We start from the raw sequence: 23,183 nt of genomic DNA, 5'->3' as shown, positions 1-23,183 counted from the left end.
GGCGCGTCCGAATCGCGTCGCTACCCCGACGGAGGACATTCCATGCGAATCGACAAGTTCACCGCCAAGCTGCAGAACGCCGTGGCCGACGCCCAGTCGCTGGCCGTGGGCCACGGCCATAACCAGCTCGAGCCCGGGCACCTGCTGCTGGCGCTGCTCGATGCCACCGACACCGGCGTCAAGGCGCTGGTGCAGAAGGCCGGCGCCGACGCCGCGCGGTTGCGCGACGGCCTGGTCGGCCACCTCGACGACCTGCCCAGGGTCGGCGACTTCGACGGCGAGGTGCAGCCGTCCCGCGACCTGATGAAGCTGTTCAACCTCACCGACCGCGAGGCCCAGAAGCGTGGCGACCAGTACATCGCCAGCGAACTGGTGCTGCTGGCCGCGCTGGAGATGCGCCACGCGGTGAGCAAGCTGCTCGGCCAGGCCGGACTGAGCCGCAGGGCGCTGGAGACCGCCATCGACGACGTGCGCGGCGGCGAGAAGGTCAGCGATCCCAACGCCGAGGAGAGCCGCGAGGCGCTGGAGAAGTACACCCTGGACCTCACCGAGCGGGCGGCCAGCGGCAAGCTCGATCCGGTGATCGGCCGCGACGACGAGATCCGCCGCACCGTGCAGGTGCTGCAGCGCCGGACCAAGAACAACCCGGTGTTGATCGGCGAGCCCGGCGTGGGCAAGACCGCCATCGTCGAGGGCCTGGCCCAGCGCATCGTCGACGGCGAGGTGCCCGAGGGCCTCAAGGACAAGCGCGTGCTGTCGCTGGACATGGGCGCGCTGCTGGCCGGGGCCAAGTTCCGCGGCGAGTTCGAGGAACGCCTCAAGTCGGTGCTCAAGGAGCTGGCCCAGGAGGAGGGCCGGATCATCCTGTTCATCGACGAGCTGCACACCATGGTCGGCGCCGGCAAGGCCGAGGGCGCCATGGACGCCGGCAACATGCTCAAGCCGGCGCTGGCGCGCGGCGAGCTGCACTGCGTGGGTGCCACCACCCTCGACGAGTATCGCCAGCACATCGAGAAGGACGCCGCCCTGGAGCGCCGCTTCCAGAAGGTGCTGGTCGACGAGCCGAGTGAGGAAGACACCGTGGCCATCCTGCGCGGCCTCAAGGAGCGCTACGAGGTGCACCACGGCGTCGACATCACCGACGGCGCCATCATCGCCGCGGCCAAGCTGTCGACCCGCTACATCACCGATCGCCAGCTGCCCGACAAGGCCATCGACCTGATCGACGAGGCCTGCTCGCGGATCCGCATGGAGCTCGACTCCAAGCCCGAGCAGATGGACCGCCTCGACCGCCGGCTGATCCAGCTCAAGATGGAGCGTGAACACCTCAAGAAGGAGACCGATGAGGCCTCCAAGAAGCGCCTCGACGGCCTCGAGGAGCAGATCGAGGAGCTCGAGCGCGAGTACGCCGACCTCGACGAGATCTGGAAGGCCGAGAAGGCCAGCATCCAGGGCGCGGCCCAGTTCAAGGACGAGCTCGACCGCGCCCGCATCGACCTCGAGCAGGCCCGCCGTCAGGGCGACCTGGGGCGGATGTCCGAGCTGCAGTACGGGGTGATCCCCGAGCTCGAGCAGAAGATCGCCGAGTCCAGCGACGCCGAGGCCGATACCGCCAAGCATCAGCTGCTGCGCTCCAACGTCACCGAGGAGGAGATCGCCGAGGTGGTGTCGCGCTGGACCGGCATCCCGGTGTCCAAGATGCTCGAGGGCGAGCGCGACAAGCTGCTGCGCATGGAGGAGGCGCTGCACGAGCGGGTCATCGGCCAGGACGAGGCGGTCACCGCGGTGGCCAACGCCGTGCGCCGCTCAAGGGCCGGGCTCGCCGACCCCAACCGCCCCAACGACTCCTTCCTGTTCCTCGGCCCGACCGGGGTGGGCAAGACCGAGCTGTGCAAGTCGCTGGCCGGCTTTTTGTTCGACACCGAGGAGGCCATGGTGCGCATCGACATGTCCGAGTTCATGGAGAAGCACTCCGTGGCCCGGTTGATCGGCGCGCCCCCGGGCTACGTCGGCTACGAGGAGGGCGGCTATCTGACCGAGGCGGTGCGCCGCAAGCCCTACTCGGTGCTGCTGCTCGACGAGGTCGAGAAGGCCCATGCCGACGTCTTCAACATCCTGCTGCAGGTGCTCGAGGACGGCCGCCTGACCGACGGGCAGGGCCGCACGGTGGACTTCCGCAACACCGTGATCGTGATGACCTCCAACCTGGGCTCCGAGATCATCCAGGGCATGGGGGGCGACGACGGCGGCTACCAGCAGATGAAGTCCGCGGTGATGGACGTGGTCGGCACCCACTTCCGCCCCGAGCTGATCAACCGCATCGACGAGGTGGTGGTGTTCCACGCCCTGCGCCAGGAGCAGATCCAGGCCATCGCCGCCATCCAGCTCGAGCGCCTGCGCGGGCGGCTGGCCGAGCACGACCTGTCGCTCGAGGTCTCCGATGCGGCCATGGCGCAGCTGGCCGAGGTCGGCTTCGATCCGGTGTTCGGCGCGCGGCCGCTCAAGCGGGCGATCCAGAACCGGCTCGAGAACCCGCTGGCCCAGGACCTGCTGGCCGGCGCGTTCTCGCCGGGCGATGTCATCCGCGTCGAGGCCGAGGGCGACCGCCTGGTGTTCCAGAGCTGAGGCGTTCCTCGCCAGGAAACGAGACCGCCCGCGCCGAAAGGCGCGGGCGGTTTTCGTTTCCGGGCCGTCGGTTCGACGGCGGGACGGCGGCGTCGTGTCAGCCGCGCTGGGCGGCGACGCTCGAGGCCTCGCGCTTGCCCTGCGGTTCGCGCACCAGGCGCTTCTGCAGCTCCTCGAGGGAGACGCCCTTGGTCTCCGGCATCAGGAACATCACGAACACCAGCTGCAGCGCCATCATCACGGCGAAGAAGGCGAACACCGGGCCGCCGCTGAAGCTGCCGAGCACCCAGGGCATCAGCAGCGCGATCAGCGCCGCGCATACCCAGTGCACCGAGCTGCCGAAGGACTGGCCGCGGGCGCGCACATGGTTGGGGAACACCTCGGAGATGAACACCCAGATGATCGCGCCCTGGCTCATGGCGTGGGCGGCGATGAACAGGCCCAGCAGCAGCGGCACGTCCAGCCCGCCGAGCTCGCCGCTGAAGAAGGCGCGCGAGATCAGCGCCAGCGAGAAAAGATAGCCGGCCGAGCCGATGTAGAGCAGGGTGCGGCGCCCCAGACGATCGATCAGCGCCATGCCGAGCATGGTGAACACCAGGTTGACCAGGCCGATGCCGGCGGTGGAGAGCAGGGCGGTGTTGGCGCCGAGCTCGGCGGCCTCGAGCACCCGCGGGGCGTAGTAGATGATGAAGTTGATGCCCGAGAGCTGGTTGAAGAAGGCGATCAGGAAGGCCAGCAGGATCGGCAGCCGGTAGCGGCCGGAGAAGAAGCCGGCGTGGGCGCGCTCCTCGCTGTCCTCGGCGGCCTGGATCTCGGCGATCTGGGCGTCGACGTCGGCGTCGGGATCGAGGCGCAGCAGCACCTCGCGGGCGCCCTGGGTGTCGCCGCGATGCAGGATCAGCCAGCGCGGGCTGCGCGGCACCCGGCTGATCAGCAGGGTGTAGAGCAGCGCCGGCACGATCTCGATGCCGAGCATCCAGCGCCAGGCGTTGGTCTCGAACAGCCCGCCCACCACGTAGTTGGAGATGAAGGCCATCAGGATGCCGAACACCACGTTGAACTGGTACAGCGCGACCAGGGTGCCGCGGTGCTTGGCCGGGGCGATCTCGGAGATGTAGGTCGGGGCGGCCACCGAGGAGATGCCGACGCCGATGCCGCCCAGCAGGCGGAACAGCGAGAACCAGTAGGGATCGGTGGCCAGCGCCGAGCCGACCGCGGACACCAGGTAGAGCATGCCGATCAGCAGCAGGGTGGCGCGGCGGCCCAGGCGGTCGGTCGGCCAGTTGCCGCCGATGGCGCCGATCACGGTGCCCCACAGGGCCATGGACATGATCAGCAGGCCGTGCTGGAGGTCGCTGAGCCCCCAGAGCGCCTGGATGGGCTGGTCGGCGCCCGAGATGACCGCGGTGTCGAAGCCGAACAGGAAGCCGGCCAGGGCCACGGTGATGGACCACTGCACGATGCGTAACATGTGCGTCTCCTCGGTGAAGCGGTGTTCCGAATGAAGGTGAATCGATTCACCTGGCGAGCGCCGCCTCGCCGGCATGACGAGGAAACGGGAGGGCACTCGATAAAGGTGAATCGTGTCAGCTGGCGTCATTAAAGCAGCAACGTCGGGCGGTCGCGAGTCGGGAGTTTTAGACTTTCGTCTTAAGTGGCGGCGAGGGGCGGGGCGCGAAAACGCCGAAACGCGCCGATCGGCGTCTGCCGGTGCGGGCGGCGGTTGACACTTTTCGGACGCTATTGGAATCTTGACCCTTCCTGATTATCGGGCGCGGACTCCAGCGGGCGATCCCCGATTTCCGTGCGAAGGGTAGGCCGAAGGGCCTCTACCCGCCGAAGGACTTCCGGGTCCGGGCTAACCGCCCGGCCTGGCCAACGCCCCGACGCGGTGATCCGCCGTGATTAGAGTGCTGGCCCTAACCGGGCCTCAATACGCCAGGGTTTGGCATCAGGTGCCGGCGAGACCGGCAGCGGCATACCGCCGCACTCGACCCCGTGCCCGACGAGGGCGCGGATCGCACTCGAGACCTCCAGGGGAGAAACATCTGTGGAACTGCTTTCCGGCGCGGACATGATCGCCCGCTTCCTGCAAGACGAGGGCGTCGAATACATCTACGGCTATCCCGGCGGCGCTGCGCTACACATCTATGACGCCCTGTTCCGCCAGGACAAGGTCAAGCACATCCTGGTGCGCCACGAACAGGCCGCCACCCATGCCGCCGACGGCTACGCCCGAGCCTCCGGCAAGCCCGGCACGGTGCTGGTGACCTCCGGGCCCGGGGCGACCAACGCCGTCACCGGCATCGCCACCGCCTACATGGACTCGATCCCGATGGTGGTGCTGTGCGGCCAGGTGATGAGCCACCTGATCGGCGACGACGCCTTCCAGGAGACCGACATCGTCGGGGTGACCCGGCCGATCGTGAAGCACAGCTTCTCGATCAAGCACCCGAGCGAGATTCCGGAAGTCCTCAAGAAGGCCTACTACCTGGCCGCGAGCGGGCGTCCCGGCCCGGTGGTGGTGGACATTCCCAAGGACATGACCGCGCCCACCGAACGCTACGAGTACGTCTATCCGAAGAAGGTCAAGCTGCGCTCCTACAACCCGGTGACGCGCGGCCACACCGGCCAGATCAAGAAGGCCGTGGACCTGATGCTCAAGGCGCGCCGTCCGGTCTTCTACACCGGCGGCGGCGTGGTGACCGGCGAGGCCAGCGAGGGGCTGACCGACCTGGTCAAGCGGCTGGGCTTCCCGATCACCACCACCCTGATGGGCATCGGCGCCTTCCCGCAGAGCGACGACCAGTGCCTCGGCTGGCTGGGCATGCATGGCTCCTACGAGTCCAACATGGCCATGCACCATGCCGACCTGATCATCGCCATCGGGGCGCGCTTCGATGACCGGGTGACCAACAACACCTCCAAGTTCTGCCCCACGGCCAAGATCGTCCACGTCGATATCGACCCGAGCTCGATCTCCAAGACGGTGCGCGCCGACGTGCCGATCGTGGGGCCGGCCGGCAGCGTGATCAACGAGATGATCAGCCTGCTGCAGGGCCGCGAGATCGCCAGCCCCGAGGCGCTCACCGAGTGGTGGCAGAGCATCGACGGCTGGCGCGAGGAGCGCCGCGGCAAGCTCTACGAGCCGTCCGCCGAGGGCGAGGTGCTCAAGCCCCAGGAAGTCATCGAGGCGGTGTGTCGCGCGACCCGCGGCCAGGCCTACGTGACCACCGACGTGGGGCAGCACCAGATGTTCGCCGCCCAGTACTACAAGTTCGACAAGCCCAACCGCTTCGTCACCTCCGGCGGGCTCGGCACCATGGGCTTCGGCTTCCCGGCGGCCATGGGCATCAAGCAGAACTTCCCCGACGAGCAGGTGGTCTGCTTCACCGGTGAGGGCAGCTTCCAGATGATGATGCAGGAGCTCTCCACCTGTAAGCAGTTCGGTGGTGGGGTGAAGATCATCAACCTCAACAATGCCTCGCTCGGCATGGTGCGCCAGTGGCAGGACCTGAACTACAAGTCCCGCCATGCGCATTCCTACATGGAGTCGCTGCCCGATTTCCAGAAACTGATCGAGTCCTATGGCTTCACCGCCCTGAAGGTGCGGACGAAAGAGGAACTCGAGTCGGCGTTGGAGAAGACCTTCGCCGACAACGACGAGCTGGTGTTCCTCGACGTCGCCGTGGACCCCCACGAGCACGTCTATCCGATGCAGGTGCCTCTGGGCTCCATGCGTGACATGCTGCTTTCCAAGACGGAGCGGACCTGATGCGCCATATCATCTCGATTCTGATGGAAAACGAACCGGGCGCCCTGTCTCGCGTGGTGGGGCTGTTTTCCCAGCGCAACTTCAACATCGAAACCCTCAACGTGGCCCCCACCGAGGACGAGACCCTGTCGCGTCTGACCGTGACCACCATCGGCGACGACCGGGTGATCGAGCAGATCACCAAGCACCTCAACAAGCTGGTGGACGTGGTCAAGCTGGTGGACCTGACCGAGGGTAGCCACATCGAGCGCGAGCTGATGCTGGTCAAGGTCAAGGCGCTGGGCGCGGCGCGGGACGAGGTGAAGCGCACGGTGGACATCTTCCGCGCGCAGATCGTCGACGTGACGCCGAGCCAGTACACCGTCCAGATCACCGGCGACGCCAGCAAGCTGGATGCCTTCCTCGAGGCGATGTCCCCGGTGGGGCTGCTCGAGGTGGCGCGCACCGGGGTGTCGGGGATCGCCCGCGGCGACAAGGTCCTGTCGCTGTAATCACGTCGTGATCCGCCCGATCGAAGAAGCCGCCCTCCGGGGCGGCTTTCTCGTGTCTGGGGGGAGCGTCAGCCGTGCTCCTCGACCTCGGCCCACAGGGCGTGGATCAGCGGGCTCTTCAGCCGGCGGTTGAGCACGCACAGCCCGACGTCGTAGTGGGGCAGCTCCGGCTTCACCGGCAGTACCCGGACCCGCTCGGCCAGCGGGCTCGCCTCCAGCACGATGCCCGGCACCACGCCGACGCCGAAGCCCAGGCTGACCATGCTGACGATGGCCTCGTGGCCGGAGACCTGGGCGTAGATACGCGGCTTGATGCCCAGCGCCCGGAACCAGGTGTCGCTGACCTCCCGTGACAGCCCCGATTCCGAGAGGATCATCGGCACGTCCCGCCACTGGTCGGGGCTGGCCGCCTCCGGGGTGGCCGGGATCCACGGCTGAGGATCCTTGGGGGCGATGAACATCAGCGACGAGCGGGTCAGCGACTTGAAGGCCAGGGCCTCGGGCAGCCGCCGTGGCCTCAGGGTGATCGCCATGTCCTCGTTGCCGGCCAGCACCCGGGGCATCGACTGGGCGGGATCGCCGGTATGCAGCTTGAGCTCGATGCCCGGATGGCGGGTGCGAAACTCGCTGAGCAGGTCGTAGAGGAAGCTATAGCTGGCGGTCACCGAGCAGTAGATGCTGATCTCCCCGGTCAGCGCCTGGGCCTCGCTCATCATCGACTGGCGTAGCCGTTCCCACTCCTCCAGGGCATCGCGGGCATAGTCGTGGAACTGATGACCCTGGCGGGTCAGCGTCACGTGACGGTTGTCGCGCTCGAACAGGCGCACGCCGAGGCTCTCCTCCAGCTGGCGGATCGAGCGCGAGAGGGTGGAGGGGCTGACGTGGCAGGCCTCGCTGGCGCGGCCGAAGTGCAGGGTGTCGGCCAGGGCGAGGAAGTGTTTCAGGGGGCGCATGTCCATGAGGCCGATATTTCACTTTTCGGGATATGTCGTTGCAAATATAGCGTTTTACGCAACGAAATGCCTGGCGTACAGTCGATGCATCGAACGGGCATACAGACCCGGGCCTGACGCCCAGCGCCGCGACAAGACGGCGCGGGTGGCCATCAACGCTGACACCTCTTTCTCACCCTCGTTTTCAGGAGCCTCACATGCGCGTTTATTACGACAAGGACTGCGATCTCTCCCTCATCCAGGGCAAGCAGGTGGCCATCGTGGGTTACGGCTCCCAGGGCCACGCCCACGCCAACAACCTGAAGGAGTCCGGTGTCGACGTCGTCGTCGCGCTGCGTGAAGGTTCCTCCTCCGCCGCCAAGGCCGAGGCCGCCGGTCTCAAGGTCGCTTCCGTCGAAGAGGCCTCCAAGGCCGCCGACGTGGTGATGGTGCTGGCGCCGGACGAGAACCAGAAGGCCATCTACGAGCAGCAGATCGAGCCGAACCTGAAGCAGGGCGCGACCCTGGCCTTCGCTCACGGCTTCAACATCCACTACAACCAGATCGTGCCGCGCGCCGACCTCGACGTGATCATGATCGCGCCGAAGGCCCCGGGCCACACCGTGCGCTCCGAGTTCGTCAAGGGCGGCGGCATCCCCGACCTGATCGCCATCCATCAGGACGCCACCGGCAGCGCCAAGGAACTCGCGCTGTCCTATGCGGCGGGCGTCGGCGGCGGCCGTACCGGCATCATCGAGACCAGCTTCCGTGACGAGACCGAGACCGACCTGTTCGGCGAGCAGGCGGTGCTGTGCGGCGGCGCGGTCGAGCTGGTCAAGGCCGGCTTCGAGACCCTGACCGAGGCGGGCTACGCCCCGGAAATGGCCTACTTCGAGTGCCTGCACGAGCTCAAGCTGATCGTCGACCTGATGTACGAGGGCGGCATCGCCAACATGAACTACTCCATCTCCAACAACGCGGAGTATGGCGAGTACGTCACCGGCGGCGAGGTCATCAACGACCAGTCTCGCGAAGCCATGCGCAACGCCCTCAAGCGCATCCAGACCGGCGAGTACGCCAAGATGTTCATCAACGAGGGTGAGACCAACTACCCGTCGATGACCGCGCGTCGCCGCCTGAACGCCGAGCATCCGATCGAGCAGGTCGGCGAGAAGCTGCGCGGCATGATGCCGTGGATCGCCGCCAACCAGCTGGTCGACAAGTCCAAGAACTGATCGGACGACATCGATAGCAGCCGAAACGAGGGCGCGGGAAACCGCGCCCTCGTTTGCGTTTACGGGCAATGAGTCTCGCCGGGCTCTATGTGTAGAATGGACCCAACCTCAGTCGCAACGGATGACACCATGAGCCAGGATCCCAGCAATCACGAGCCGCAGACCCCGTCACACGACGACGATGATCTGGCCAAGACCTTCCTGCGTGAGTCGGAGGTCGTCGAGGAAGCGCTGGAGGATGGCAAGAAGGTCCGCCGCAAGGGGATCTACCTGCTGCCCAATCTGTTCACGACTTCGGCACTGTTTTCCGGCTTCTTCGCCGTGGTCGCCGCCATCAACGGCGACTTCACCTCGGCCTCCATCGCCATCTTCATCGCCATGGTGCTCGACGGCCTGGACGGCCGGGTGGCGCGCCTGACCAATACCCAGAGCGCCTTCGGCGCCGAGTTCGACTCGCTGTCCGACATGCTGTCCTTCGGCGTGGCCCCCGGGCTGGTGGCCTTCACCTGGATCCTGCAGGACGTGGGCAAGACCGGCTGGGTGGTGGCCTTCCTCTATGTGGCCTGTGCCGCGCTGCGCCTGGCGCGCTTCAACGTGCAGATCGGCAGCGTCGACAAGCGCTGGTTCATCGGTCTGCCGAGTCCCTCCGCCGCGGCGGTGGTCGCCGCCAGCGTCTGGACCTTCCACAGCTTCGACGCCGATGCCTTCGGCTTCAAGCTGCTGATGCTGTTCCTGGTCGGCGCCGCCGGCGTGCTGATGGTCAGCAACGTTCGTTACTACAGCTTCAAGGACGTCGACCTCAAGGGGCCGGTGCCCTTCGTGGTGCTGCTGGCCATCGTGCTCGGCTTCGTGGTCATCTCCATCGAGCCGTCCGTGATGCTGCTGCTGCTGTTCGGGGCCTATGTTGTTTCCGGCCCGGTGATGGCCCTGCTGCGCAAGATGAAGGGCGGCGCCAAGGGCTGAATCGCGTTATCCTTGCCGGCCATGACGCCCGCCTCGTGCGGGCGTTGTTGTCTCCGGGCGCCGGCTCCGAGCTATCCACAGGTGGTCGAGCAGGTGTGGATAGTTTTCTGCGGATGGATGTCACGCCTTGTTCATCCCGTCGTCACGATTCTGGCAAATAGTCCTTGCGTCGCCCCGGGAGAATCCGTAAAGTACGCATCCGCTGCCGGCGACGGGCAACGTTGCAGGCGGTGATGAGTGGCAGAAGCGCTTGTTTTTCTTGAAGTTTTTCGGCGGTTGCCGGAAGCGCTCGATTGACAAGGTCAGCGGAATCGGTAAAATGCCCGCCACTCGCTACGGTAGCCCGCTGAGGGCTCGATCGGATGTCGCTTCAGTCGTTGAAGTCGCACGCTCGGTCATCCGCTTCGCTCTCTCGAGAGCTTGAAGATCACCGGTTGACACGACGCGCCGATCACGTAGAATACGCCTTCCTTGCGAGGCACTGGCCAAGCGGCCGGGAACGCAAGATGCTCTTCTCCTTATTGAGTCGAGCGGCTCTTTAACAATCGATCAGATAATTCATGTGGGCGCTTGTCGGGATGTCGGTGACCAGTCACTAGATATCAAGACAAGCGACTCGTCAAAGAGACGTTTGAATCTTGAGCCAGGTTTGGTTCCACCTTAGGAACTATCAGACTTTTAACTGAAGAGTTTGATCATGGCTCAGATTGAACGCTGGCGGCAGGCCTAACACATGCAAGTCGAGCGGAAACGATCCTAGCTTGCTAGGAGGCGTCGAGCGGCGGACGGGTGAGTAATGCATAGGAATCTGCCCGGTAGTGGGGGATAACTTGAGGAAACTCAAGCTAATACCGCATACGCCCCAAGGGGGAAAGCAGGGGATCTTCGGACCTTGCGCTATCGGATGAGCCTATGTCGGATTAGCTAGTTGGTGAGGTAATGGCTCACCAAGGCCGCGATCCGTAGCTGGTCTGAGAGGATGATCAGCCACATCGGGACTGAGACACGGCCCGAACTCCTACGGGAGGCAGCAGTGGGGAATATTGGACAATGGGCGAAAGCCTGATCCAGCCATGCCGCGTGTGTGAAGAAGGCCTTCGGGTTGTAAAGCACTTTCAGCGAGGAAGAACGCTTGTGGGTTAATACCCCGCAAGAAGGACATCACTCGCAGAAGAAGCACCGGCTAACTCCGTGCCAGCAGCCGCGGTAATACGGAGGGTGCAAGCGTTAATCGGAATTACTGGGCGTAAAGCGCGCGTAGGCGGCTTGATAAGCCGGTTGTGAAAGCCCCGGGCTCAACCTGGGAACGGCATCCGGAACTGTCAGGCTAGAGTGCAGGAGAGGAAGGTAGAATTCCCGGTGTAGCGGTGAAATGCGTAGAGATCGGGAGGAATACCAGTGGCGAAGGCGGCCTTCTGGACTGACACTGACGCTGAGGTGCGAAAGCGTGGGTAGCAAACAGGATTAGATACCCTGGTAGTCCACGCCGTAAACGATGTCGACTAGCCGTTGGGGTCCTCGAGACCTTTGTGGCGCAGTTAACGCGATAAGTCGACCGCCTGGGGAGTACGGCCGCAAGGTTAAAACTCAAATGAATTGACGGGGGCCCGCACAAGCGGTGGAGCATGTGGTTTAATTCGATGCAACGCGAAGAACCTTACCTACTCTTGACATCGAGCGAACTTTCCAGAGATGGATTGGTGCCTTCGGGAACGCTCAGACAGGTGCTGCATGGCCGTCGTCAGCTCGTGTTGTGAAATGTTGGGTTAAGTCCCGTAACGAGCGCAACCCTTGTCCCTATTTGCCAGCGATTCGGTCGGGAACTCTAGGGAGACTGCCGGTGACAAACCGGAGGAAGGTGGGGACGACGTCAGGTCATCATGGCCCTTACGAGTAGGGCTACACACGTGCTACAATGGCCGGTACAATGGGCTGCAATCCCGCGAGGGGGAGCTAATCTCATAAAGCCGGTCTCAGTCCGGATCGGAGTCTGCAACTCGACTCCGTGAAGTCGGAATCGCTAGTAATCGTGCATCAGAATGGCACGGTGAATACGTTCCCGGGCCTTGTACACACCGCCCGTCACACCATGGGAGTGGACTGCACCAGAAGTGGTTAGCCTAACTTCGGAGGGCGATCACCACGGTGTGGTTCATGACTGGGGTGAAGTCGTAACAAGGTAGCCGTAGGGGAACCTGCGGCTGGATCACCTCCTTAATCGACGACGTCACCGCCACCCGGCAAGTGTCCACAATGAATTATCTGATCGGCCAGAGCAAAAGACTGTTTGGGTCTGTAGCTCAGTTGGTTAGAGCGCACCCCTGATAAGGGTGAGGTCGGCAGTTCAAGTCTGCCCAGACCCACCAAATACCTTGTCAGAGGGGCCTTAGCTCAGCTGGGAGAGCGCCTGCCTTGCACGCAGGAGGTCAGCGGTTCGATCCCGCTAGGCTCCACCACTCTCCACAGGGTCCTACAGTCGGTTTTATGTGAATCCACAGTCACAAGCGATCATTACCCAAGGGGATGACACGTTTGTGACTGTCGATTGACAGTCGCTCTTTAACAATGTGAATCATGCTGACAAAGTCCCTCTCCTACCCGGGAGAGGGCATGAGATACGTCTCAAGCGTATCCGGCAATTGTCGTGGTTGTCATCGCGGATCAGACCCCTTGGGGTTATATGGTCAAGCGATGAAGCGCACACGGTGGATGCCTTGGCAGTCAGAGGCGATGAAAGACGTGGAAGCCTGCGATAAGGTTCGGCGAGGTGGCAAACAACCTGCGACCCGGACATCTCTGAATGGGGAAACCCACCTATCGTCAGATAGGTATCGTGCACTGAATACATAGGTGTACGAGGCGAACCGGGGGAACTGAAACATCTAAGTACCCCGAGGAAAAGAAATCAACCGAGATTCCCCCAGTAGCGGCGAGCGAACGGGGACCAGCCCTTAAGCGGGTGAAAGGTTAGGCGAATGAGTTGGGAAACTCAGCGATACAGGGTGATAGCCCCGTAGTCGAAAGCCTGATCCCGTGAAATCGAGTAGGTCGGGGCACGTGAAACCCTGATTGAAGATGGGGGGACCATCCTCCAAGGCTAAATACTCCTGACTGACCGATAGTGAACCAGTACCGTGAGGGAAAGGCGAAAAGAACCCCGGAGAGGGGAGTGAAATAGACCCTGAAACCGTGTGCGTACAAGCAGTGGGAGCGGGCTCGTCCCGTGACCGCGTACCTTTTGTATAATGGGTCAGCGACTTATATTCAGTGGCGAGCTTAACCGTATAGGGGAGGCGTAGGGAAACCGAGTCTTAACTGGGCGACCAGTCGCTGGATATAGACCCGAAACCGGGCGATCTATCCATGAGCAGGTTGAAGGTTGAGTAACATCAACTGGAGGACCGAACCAGGATCTGTTGAAAAAGATTTGGATGACTTGTGGATCGGAGTGAAAGGCTAATCAAGCCCGGAGATAGCTGGTTCTCCTCGAAAGCTATTTAGGTAGCGCCTCACGTATCACCGCCGGGGGTAGAGCACTGTTTCGGCTAGGGGGTCATCCCGACTTACCAACCCGAGGCAAACTCCGAATACCGGTGAGTGCAGCGTGGGAGACACACAGCGGGTGCTAACGTCCGTTGTGAAAAGGGAAACAACCCAGACCGTCAGCTAAGGTCCCCAAATCCTGGTTAAGTGGGAAACGATGTGGGAAGGCTTAGACAGCTAGGAGGTTGGCTTAGAAGCAGCCATCCTTTAAAGAAAGCGTAATAGCTCACTAGTCGAGTCGGCCTGCGCGGAAGATGTAACGGGGCTCAAACCAGGTACCGAAGCTACGGGTTCATCGAATGATGAGCGGTAGAGGAGCGTCGTGTACGCCGACGAAGGTGTGTTGAGAAGCATGCTGGAGGTATCACGAGTGCGAATGCTGACATGAGTAACGATAAGGGGAGTGAAAAACTCCCCCGCCGGAAGACCAAGGGTTTCTGTTCGACGCTAATCGGAGCAGAGTGAGTCGGCCCCTAAGGCGAGGCCGAAAGGCGTAGTCGATGGGAAACGGGTCAATATTCCCGTACTTCACTGTATTGCGATGGGGGGACGGAGAAGGCTAGGTGAGCCAGGCGTTGGTTGTCCTGGTGAAAGTCAGTAGGCTGGGGAATTAGGCAAATCCGGTTCCCTAAGGCCGAGAGACGAGACGAACAGACTACGGTCTGGAAGTCATCGATGCCACGCTCCCAGGAAAAGCCTCTAAGCTTCAGATACAGTGGAACCGTACCCCAAACCGACACAGGTGGTCAGGTAGAGAATACCAAGGCGCTTGAGAGAACTCGGGTGAAGGAACTAGGCAAAATGGTGCCGTAACTTCGGGAGAAGGCACGCCGGTATTAGGTGAAGCCCCTTGCGGGTGGAGCTGACGCCGGTCGAAGATACCAGGTGGCTGCAACTGTTTATTAAAAACACAGTACTCTGCAAACGCGTAAGCGGACGTATAGGGTATGACGCCTGCCCGGTGCCGGAAGGTTAATTGATGGTGTTAGCTCACGCGAAGCTCCTGATCGAAGCCCCGGTAAACGGCGGCCGTAACTATAACGGTCCTAAGGTAGCGAAATTCCTTGTCGGGTAAGTTCCGACCTGCACGAATGGCGTAATGATGGCCACGCTGTCTCCACCCGAGACTCAGTGAAATTGAAATCGCAGTGAAGATGCTGTGTACCCGCGGCTAGACGGAAAGACCCCGTGAACCTTTACTACAGCTTCACACTGGACGCTGATGTTGCTTGTGTAGGATAGCTGGGAGGCTTGGAAACTCGGTCGCCAGATCGAGTGGAGCCAACCTTGAAATACCAGCCTGGCATCATTGGCGTTCTAACTCCGGTCCGTTATCCGGATCGAGGACCGTGTGTGGTGGGTAGTTTGACTGGGGCGGTCTCCTCCCAAAGCGTAACGGAGGAGCACGAAGGTACCCTCAGCACGGTTGGAAATCGTGCAATGAGTGCAAGAGCATAAGGGTGCTTAACTGCGAGACAGACACGTCGAGCAGGTACGAAAGTAGGTTCTAGTGATCCGGTGGTTCTGTATGGAAGGGCCATCGCTCAACGGATAAAAGGTACTCCGGGGATAACAGGCTGATACCGCCCAAGAGTTCACATCGACGGCGGTGTTTGGCACCTCGATGTCGGCTCATCACATCCTGGGGCTGAAGTCGGTCCCAAGGGTATGGCTGTTCGCCATTTAAAGTGGTACGCGAGCTGGGTTTAGAACGTCGTGAGACAGTTCGGTCCCTATCTGCCGTGGGCGTTGGAGATTTGAGAAGCGCTGCTCCTAGTACGAGAGGACCGGAGTGGACGTACCTCTGGTGTTCCGGTTGTCACGCCAGTGGCATCGCCGGGTAGCTATGTACGGACGGGATAACCGCTGAAAGCATCTAAGCGGGAAGCCCCCTTCAAGATGAGATCTCCCCGAGGCCTCGAGCCTCCTGAAGGGCCCAGCAAGACCAGCTGGTTGATAGGTCGGATGTGGAAGCGCTGCAAGGCGTTGAGCTAACCGATACTAATGGCCCGTGAGGCTTGACCATATAACACCCAAGTGGTCTGTGAATGACAACAGACGACGGCGGATACGCGAGAGACGATCTCGTCAGCATGATTCGCATTGCCCTTTTCGCCTGACGACCATAGCGTGCGGGAACCACCTGATCCCTTGCCGAACTCAGCAGTGAAACCGCTCAGCGCCGATGGTAGTGTGGGAGTTCCCATGCGAGAGTAGGTCATCGTCAGGCACTTATTCCGAGAAAACCCCGAGCCCGAAAGGCTCGGGGTTTTTTCATGTCTGGCCAATCGCGCAAGGCGCCGGCCGAGCCTGGAACGATACTCGAAAAAACGCCCCGTCCTCTTCGAGAGGGCGGGGCGTTGGTCGTCATGTGTCATTGCAGGAGCAAGATGATGCCCAGTGGACGCTTTCGTTGGTGTTGGTGTTGGTGTTGGTGTTGGTGTTGGTGTTGGTGAACCTGGACCCGAAATCAGGGGGCGCTTGGTCATTCCGTGAATTCGGATCGATCGGGCCTGAGTCCGGGAAAAGCGATATCGCCCGAACCTCGTGAAACCCCGCCATCATGGGGCTCGCGCCGAGCGCGCGCCCTGGTGCAACACGGCGCATGAAAAAAGTCCTTGCACCATCCCGGGGAAGTCCGTAAAGTACGCATCCGCTGCCGGCGACGGGCAACGTTGCAGGCGGTGATGAGTGGCAGAAGCGCTTGTTTTTCTTGAGGTTTTTCGGCGGTTGTCGGAAGCGCTCGATTGACAGGGTCAGCGGAATCGGTAAAATGCCCGCCACTCGCTACGGTAGCCCGCTGAGGGCTCGATCGGACGCCGCTTCAGTCGTTGAAGTCGCACGCTCGGTCATCCGCTTCGCTCTCTCGAGAGCTTGAAGATCACCGGTTGACACGACGCGCCGATCACGTAGAATACGCCTTCCTTGCGAGGCACTGGCCAAGCGGCCGGGAACGCAAGATGCTCTTCTCCTTATTGAGTCGAGCTGCTCTTTAACAATCGATCAGATAATTCATGTGGGCGCTTGTCGGGATGTCGGTGACCAGTCACCAGATATCAAGACAAGCGACTCGTCAAAGAGACGTTTGAATCTTGAACCAGGTTTGGTTCCACCTTAGGAACTATCAGACTTTTAACTGAAGAGTTTGATCATGGCTCAGATTGAACGCTGGCGGCAGGCCTAACACATGCAAGTCGAGCGGAAACGATCCTAGCTTGCTAGGAGGCGTCGAGCGGCGGACGGGTGAGTAATGCATAGGAATCTGCCCGGTAGTGGGGGATAACTTGAGGAAACTCAAGCTAATACCGCATACGCCCCAAGGGGGAAAGCAGGGGATCTTCGGACCTTGCGCTATCGGATGAGCCTATGTCGGATTAGCTAGTTGGTGAGGTAATGGCTCACCAAGGCCGCGATCCGTAGCTGGTCTGAGAGGATGATCAGCCACATCGGGACTGAGACACGGCCCGAACTCCTACGGGAGGCAGCAGTGGGGAATATTGGACAATGGGCGAAAGCCTGATCCAGCCATGCCGCGTGTGTGAAGAAGGCCTTCGGGTTGTAAAGCACTTTCAGCGAGGAAGAACGCTTGTGGGTTAATACCCCGCAAGAAGGACATCACTCGCAGAAGAAGCACCGGCTAACTCCGTGCCAGCAGCCGCGGTAATACGGAGGGTGCAAGCGTTAATCGGAATTACTGGGCGTAAAGCGCGCGTAGGCGGCTTGATAAGCCGGTTGTGAAAGCCCCGGGCTCAACCTGGGAACGGCATCCGGAACTGTCAGGCTAGAGTGCAGGAGAGGAAGGTAGAATTCCCGGTGTAGCGGTGAAATGCGTAGAGATCGGGAGGAATACCAGTGGCGAAGGCGGCCTTCTGGACTGACACTGACGCTGAGGTGCGAAAGCGTGGGTAGCAAACAGGATTAGATACCCTGGTAGTCCACGCCGTAAACGATGTCGACTAGCCGTTGGGGTCCTCGAGACCTTTGTGGCGCAGTTAACGCGATAAGTCGACCGCCTGGGGAGTACGGCCGCAAGGTTAAAACTCAAATGAATTGACGGGGGCCCGCACAAGCGGTGGAGCATGTGGTTTAATTCGATGCAACGCGAAGAACCTTACCTACTCTTGACATCGAGCGAACTTTCCAGAGATGGATTGGTGCCTTCGGGAACGCTCAGACAGGTGCTGCATGGCCGTCGTCAGCTCGTGTTGTGAAATGTTGGGTTAAGTCCCGTAACGAGCGCAACCCTTGTCCCTATTTGCCAGCGATTCGGTCGGGAACTCTAGGGAGACTGCCGGTGACAAACCGGAGGAAGGTGGGGACGACGTCAGGTCATCATGGCCCTTACGAGTAGGGCTACACACGTGCTACAATGGCCGGTACAATGGGCTGCAATCCCGCGAGGGGGAGCTAATCTCATAAAGCCGGTCTCAGTCCGGATCGGAGTCTGCAACTCGACTCCGTGAAGTCGGAATCGCTAGTAATCGTGCATCAGAATGGCACGGTGAATACGTTCCCGGGCCTTGTACACACCGCCCGTCACACCATGGGAGTGGACTGCACCAGAAGTGGTTAGCCTAACTTCGGAGGGCGATCACCACGGTGTGGTTCATGACTGGGGTGAAGTCGTAACAAGGTAGCCGTAGGGGAACCTGCGGCTGGATCACCTCCTTAATCGACGACGTCACCGCCACCCGGCAAGTGTCCACAATGAATTATCTGATCGGCCAGAGCAAAAGACTGTTTGGGTCTGTAGCTCAGTTGGTTAGAGCGCACCCCTGATAAGGGTGAGGTCGGCAGTTCAAGTCTGCCCAGACCCACCAAAATTTGCGTAATACGTCGTTGCTTTTACCCTCGTGTAGCAGGCTACACGTCGACCAAAAGCGCCTCGTCTTACTCAAATTTCCATCGATCTTGATGGTGTCAGAGGGGCCTTAGCTCAGCTGGGAGAGCGCCTGCCTTGCACGCAGGAGGTCAGCGGTTCGATCCCGCTAGGCTCCACCACTCTCCACAGGGTCTTGCAGTCGGTTTTATGTGAATCCACAGTCACAAGCGAATCATTACCCAAGGGGATGACACGTTTGTGACTGTCGATTGACAGTCGCTCTTTAACAATGTGAATCATGCTGACAAAGTCCCTTCCCTACCCGGGGAAGGGCATGAGATACGTCTCAAGCGTATCCGGCAATTGTCGTGGTTGTCATCGCGGATCAGACCCCTTGGGGTTATATGGTCAAGCGATGAAGCGCACACGGTGGATGCCTTGGCAGTCAGAGGCGATGAAAGACGTGGAAGCCTGCGATAAGGTTCGGCGAGGTGGCAAACAACCTGCGACCCGGACATCTCTGAATGGGGAAACCCACCTATCGTCAGATAGGTATCGTGCACTGAATACATAGGTGTACGAGGCGAACCGGGGGAACTGAAACATCTAAGTACCCCGAGGAAAAGAAATCAACCGAGATTCCCCCAGTAGCGGCGAGCGAACGGGGACCAGCCCTTAAGCGGGTGAAAGGTTAGGCGAATGAGTTGGGAAACTCAGCGATACAGGGTGATAGCCCCGTAGTCGAAAGCCTGATCCCGTGAAATCGAGTAGGTCGGGGCACGTGAAACCCTGATTGAAGATGGGGGGACCATCCTCCAAGGCTAAATACTCCTGACTGACCGATAGTGAACCAGTACCGTGAGGGAAAGGCGAAAAGAACCCCGGAGAGGGGAGTGAAATAGACCCTGAAACCGTGTGCGTACAAGCAGTGGGAGCGGGCTCGTCCCGTGACCGCGTACCTTTTGTATAATGGGTCAGCGACTTATATTCAGTGGCGAGCTTAACCGTATAGGGGAGGCGTAGGGAAACCGAGTCTTAACTGGGCGACCAGTCGCTGGATATAGACCCGAAACCGGGCGATCTATCCATGAGCAGGTTGAAGGTTGAGTAACATCAACTGGAGGACCGAACCAGGATCTGTTGAAAAAGATTTGGATGACTTGTGGATCGGAGTGAAAGGCTAATCAAGCCCGGAGATAGCTGGTTCTCCTCGAAAGCTATTTAGGTAGCGCCTCACGTATCACCGCCGGGGGTAGAGCACTGTTTCGGCTAGGGGGTCATCCCGACTTACCAACCCGAGGCAAACTCCGAATACCGGTGAGTGCAGCGTGGGAGACACACAGCGGGTGCTAACGTCCGTTGTGAAAAGGGAAACAACCCAGACCGTCAGCTAAGGTCCCCAAATCCTGGTTAAGTGGGAAACGATGTGGGAAGGCTTAGACAGCTAGGAGGTTGGCTTAGAAGCAGCCATCCTTTAAAGAAAGCGTAATAGCTCACTAGTCGAGTCGGCCTGCGCGGAAGATGTAACGGGGCTCAAACCAGGTACCGAAGCTACGGGTTCATCGAATGATGAGCGGTAGAGGAGCGTCGTGTACGCCGACGAAGGTGTGTTGAGAAGCATGCTGGAGGTATCACGAGTGCGAATGCTGACATGAGTAACGATAAGGGGAGTGAAAAACTCCCCCGCCGGAAGACCAAGGGTTTCTGTTCGACGCTAATCGGAGCAGAGTGAGTCGGCCCCTAAGGCGAGGCCGAAAGGCGTAGTCGATGGGAAACGGGTCAATATTCCCGTACTTCACTGTATTGCGATGGGGGGACGGAGAAGGCTAGGTGAGCCAGGCGTTGGTTGTCCTGGTGAAAGTCAGTAGGCTGGGGAATTAGGCAAATCCGGTTCCCTAAGGCCGAGAGACGAGACGAACAGACTACGGTCTGGAAGTCATCGATGCCACGCTCCCAGGAAAAGCCTCTAAGCTTCAGATACAGTGGAACCGTACCCCAAACCGACACAGGTGGTCAGGTAGAGAATACCAAGGCGCTTGAGAGAACTCGGGTGAAGGAACTAGGCAAAATGGTGCCGTAACTTCGGGAGAAGGCACGCCGGTATTAGGTGAAGCCCCTTGCGGGTGGAGCTGACGCCGGTCGAAGATACCAGGTGGCTGCAACTGTTTATTAAAAACACAGTACTCTGCAAACGCGTAAGCGGACGTATAGGGTATGACGCCTGCCCGGTGCCGGAAGGTTAATTGATGGTGTTAGCTCACGCGAAGCTCCTGATCGAAGCCCCGGTAAACGGCGGCCGTAACTATAACGGTCCTAAGGTAGCGAAATTCCTTGTCGGGTAAGTTCCGACCTGCACGAATGGCGTAATGATGGCCACGCTGTCTCCACCCGAGACTCAGTGAAATTGAAATCGCAGTGAAGATGCTGTGTACCCGCGGCTAGACGGAAAGACCCCGTGAACCTTTACTACAGCTTCACACTGGACGCTGATGTTGCTTGTGTAGGATAGCTGGGAGGCTTGGAAACTCGGTCGCCAGATCGAGTGGAGCCAACCTTGAAATACCAGCCTGGCATCATTGGCGTTCTAACTCCGGTCCGTTATCCGGATCGAGGACCGTGTGTGGTGGGTAGTTTGACTGGGGCGGTCTCCTCCCAAAGCGTAACGGAGGAGCACGAAGGTACCCTCAGCACGGTTGGAAATCGTGCAATGAGTGCAAGAGCATAAGGGTGCTTAACTGCGAGACAGACACGTCGAGCAGGTACGAAAGTAGGTTCTAGTGATCCGGTGGTTCTGTATGGAAGGGCCATCGCTCAACGGATAAAAGGTACTCCGGGGATAACAGGCTGATACCGCCCAAGAGTTCACATCGACGGCGGTGTTTGGCACCTCGATGTCGGCTCATCACATCCTGGGGCTGAAGTCGGTCCCAAGGGTATGGCTGTTCGCCATTTAAAGTGGTACGCGAGCTGGGTTTAGAACGTCGTGAGACAGTTCGGTCCCTATCTGCCGTGGGCGTTGGAGATTTGAGAAGCGCTGCTCCTAGTACGAGAGGACCGGAGTGGACGTACCTCTGGTGTTCCGGTTGTCACGCCAGTGGCATCGCCGGGTAGCTATGTACGGACGGGATAACCGCTGAAAGCATCTAAGCGGGAAGCCCCCTTCAAGATGAGATCTCCCCGAGGCCTCGAGCCTCCTGAAGGGCCCAGCAAGACCAGCTGGTTGATAGGTCGGATGTGGAAGCGCTGCAAGGCGTTGAGCTAACCGATACTAATGGCCCGTGAGGCTTGACCATATAACACCCAAGTGGTCTGTGACTGACAACAGACGACGACGGATACGCGAGAGACGATCTCGTCAGCATGATTTGCATTGCCTTTTTCGCCTGACGACCATAGCGTGCGGGAACCACCTGATCCCTTGCCGAACTCAGCAGTGAAACCGCTCAGCGCCGATGGTAGTGTGGGAGTTCCCATGCGAGAGTAGGTCATCGTCAGGCACTTATACCGGAAAAGCCCCGGCCTCGTTGAGGTTGGGGCTTTTCTTATGTATCGAGAAAACCCCGGCTCAATGAGTCGGGGTTTTTTCATGTCCGGGCCTCGGAACGAGAGTTGGCATGACGCCGCACACGCTCGCCAAAAAACGCCCCGTCCTCTTCGAGAGGGCGGGGCGTTCGTGTCAGTAGACAGCGGGAGGTCACGCCCTGGATACCGTTCTGTGGCAGTGGCAGACGCTATGGCCAGTCGGTACCGAGTCGCAGGGGGGGCGAGTCGCAGGGGGATCTAGGCTTGCTCTGAGGGGAATGACGAGCCAGGAGAGGCGTGGTGCGGTGGAGGCGCGAGAGGCTGGCGAAGGCGTCGGACTGCACCGGTGGAGCGGGCTCTGGATGGCAAAAGGCCGGGCAAGATGCCCGGCCTTTCTTGTGCCTGTCGTCGTCTGCGAAAGACGCGTATCAGGCGGGGTTCTGCTCGATGCCCTGAACGTGCCAGGGCGCGCCGTCACGCAGCTCGCGCACCAGGTGCCAGGTCTCGTTGAAGGCGTTCTGCTCGCCGTTCTCGTCGAGGATGCCGTGGAAGAGCACGGTGGCCTCGGCCTGGGTGCCCACTTCCTGGATGCTGCCGAGCTCGGCGAACAGGCGCACGATCTCGGTGCGGTTGTTGGCCGGCTGCTGGTCGCGCTCGCTGCGCAGCAGGTTGTAGAGCTCGGGCGTGACGTAGTCCTGAATCTGGGCGAAGTCGTTGTTGTCCCAGGCGCGCTGCAGGGTCATGAAGTGTTCCTTGGCGCCGCCCAGGAAGCGCTCGCGGTCGAACCACTCGGGCTCCTTGGCGAGACCGCCGCCGAGTGAACCGGTGAAGGCCTGGGGCCGAGCCTGGGCCTGCTCGTGGGACTCGCGGGTCTCCATGCCGGGCCCGCCTGCCGTTGCCGGGCGCCGCTTGCGGGCGAACAGCCTGAACAGCAGGAAGAGCGCGCCGCCGATCAGCAGGATGTCGAAGAAGCGCAGGTCGTCGAAGGCGCCGCCGAAGAACAGCGAGGCCAGCAGGCCGCCGGCCAGCAGGCCGCCGGCCAGCAGGCCGGCGAAGGGCCCGGCGAAGCGCGACAGGCCGGTGGACGGCTTGCGCTGGGTCGAGGCCGCGCCGGCGGTGCTGTTGGTGCGCGAGCTGGTCGCGCTGGGCGAGTCCGCCGAGCGGGAATAGCTGCCGAAGCTCTTGCCGCCGCCCAGGCGGCGAGCGTCGGCATGATCGACGGCGAGGCCGAAGCCCAGCAGGCCGACGACCAGCATGACGAAGAGTTGACGCATC

Annotated in this window: 8 protein-coding genes, 4 tRNA genes and 6 rRNA genes; 15 read left to right on the top strand and 3 right to left on the bottom strand. The window is 60.9% G+C overall.

The genetic code is table 11. The features are described from left to right. Positions 1-42: 42 nt before the first annotated feature. The gene (gene clpB, locus FIU88_RS15570; protein WP_152479800.1) at positions 43-2,625 is read left to right on the top strand and encodes an ATP-dependent chaperone ClpB; all 2,583 of its coding nucleotides are present in this window, start codon (positions 43-45) and stop codon (positions 2,623-2,625) included. A gap of 97 nt (positions 2,626-2,722) precedes the next feature. Here the strand turns inward: clpB and FIU88_RS15565 are convergent, their stop codons facing one another. After that, on the bottom strand, positions 2,723-4,096 hold the full coding sequence (locus tag FIU88_RS15565) for a sugar porter family MFS transporter (protein WP_152479799.1): 1,374 nt from the start codon (positions 4,094-4,096) through the stop codon (positions 2,723-2,725). Between the two features lie 579 nt (positions 4,097-4,675). On the opposite strand from FIU88_RS15565, the gene FIU88_RS15560 reads away from it, so the two are divergent. Then, the gene (locus FIU88_RS15560) at positions 4,676-6,400 is read left to right on the top strand and encodes an acetolactate synthase 3 large subunit (protein ID WP_152479798.1); all 1,725 of its coding nucleotides are present in this window, start codon (positions 4,676-4,678) and stop codon (positions 6,398-6,400) included. After that, positions 6,400-6,891 (top strand): acetolactate synthase small subunit, encoded by a 492-nt coding sequence (gene ilvN / locus FIU88_RS15555; protein WP_016856587.1) that lies wholly within the window; start codon positions 6,400-6,402, stop codon positions 6,889-6,891. The genes FIU88_RS15560 and ilvN overlap by 1 nt, the downstream gene beginning before the upstream one ends. Positions 6,892-6,959: 68 nt before the next feature. On the opposite strand, the gene ilvY is transcribed toward ilvN, so the two are convergent. Next, on the bottom strand, positions 6,960-7,850 hold the full coding sequence (gene ilvY, locus FIU88_RS15550) for an HTH-type transcriptional activator IlvY (RefSeq protein ID WP_016856588.1): 891 nt from the start codon (positions 7,848-7,850) through the stop codon (positions 6,960-6,962). 191 nt (positions 7,851-8,041) lie between these two features. Here ilvY and ilvC point away from each other — a divergent pair, with 191 nt between their 5' ends. From ilvC to rrf (FIU88_RS15490), 12 genes are all read left to right on the top strand, one after another. After that, positions 8,042-9,058: a ketol-acid reductoisomerase gene (gene ilvC, locus FIU88_RS15545; protein ID WP_016856589.1), complete on the top strand. Its 1,017-nt coding sequence runs from the start codon at positions 8,042-8,044 to the stop codon at positions 9,056-9,058. Between the two features lie 129 nt (positions 9,059-9,187). After that, positions 9,188-10,021, top strand: coding sequence for a CDP-diacylglycerol--serine O-phosphatidyltransferase (gene pssA / locus FIU88_RS15540; protein ID WP_016856590.1), 834 nt, complete (start codon positions 9,188-9,190; stop codon positions 10,019-10,021). Positions 10,022-10,700: 679 nt separating this feature from the next. After that, a 16S ribosomal RNA gene (locus FIU88_RS15535) occupies positions 10,701-12,238 on the top strand. Between the two features lie 72 nt (positions 12,239-12,310). Continuing rightward, positions 12,311-12,387, top strand: a tRNA-Ile gene (locus FIU88_RS15530). 14 nt (positions 12,388-12,401) lie between these two features. Continuing rightward, positions 12,402-12,477: transfer RNA gene (locus FIU88_RS15525), tRNA-Ala, on the top strand. A 226-nt stretch (positions 12,478-12,703) separates the two neighbouring features. Beyond that, positions 12,704-15,590 (top strand): 23S ribosomal RNA (locus FIU88_RS15520). Between the two features lie 89 nt (positions 15,591-15,679). Further along, positions 15,680-15,794: ribosomal RNA gene (gene rrf, locus FIU88_RS15515) — 5S ribosomal RNA — on the top strand. Positions 15,795-16,697: 903 nt separating this feature from the next. Further along, positions 16,698-18,235 (top strand): 16S ribosomal RNA (locus tag FIU88_RS15510). Between the two features lie 72 nt (positions 18,236-18,307). Then, positions 18,308-18,384, top strand: a tRNA-Ile gene (locus FIU88_RS15505). Positions 18,385-18,489: 105 nt separating this feature from the next. Next, positions 18,490-18,565 (top strand) — tRNA-Ala (locus FIU88_RS15500). A gap of 227 nt (positions 18,566-18,792) precedes the next feature. Next, positions 18,793-21,679 (top strand): 23S ribosomal RNA (locus FIU88_RS15495). A gap of 89 nt (positions 21,680-21,768) precedes the next feature. After that, a 5S ribosomal RNA gene (rrf, locus tag FIU88_RS15490) occupies positions 21,769-21,883 on the top strand. Together the 16S, 23S and 5S rRNA genes with 4 tRNA genes alongside form the textbook arrangement of a ribosomal RNA operon. 453 nt (positions 21,884-22,336) lie before the next feature. Here rrf (FIU88_RS15490) and FIU88_RS15485 read toward each other — a convergent pair. Continuing rightward, positions 22,337-23,182: a Tim44 domain-containing protein gene (locus FIU88_RS15485; RefSeq protein ID WP_152479796.1), complete on the bottom strand. Its 846-nt coding sequence runs from the start codon at positions 23,180-23,182 to the stop codon at positions 22,337-22,339. Between the last annotated feature and the right edge of the window lies 1 nt (position 23,183).

The organism is Halomonas sp. THAF12, assembly GCF_009363675.1.
GTDB lineage: Bacteria > Pseudomonadota > Gammaproteobacteria > Pseudomonadales > Halomonadaceae > Halomonas > Halomonas smyrnensis.
The sequence above is the reverse complement of the archived record's forward strand: the minus strand, read 5'-3'. Positions and strand labels throughout refer to the sequence as shown.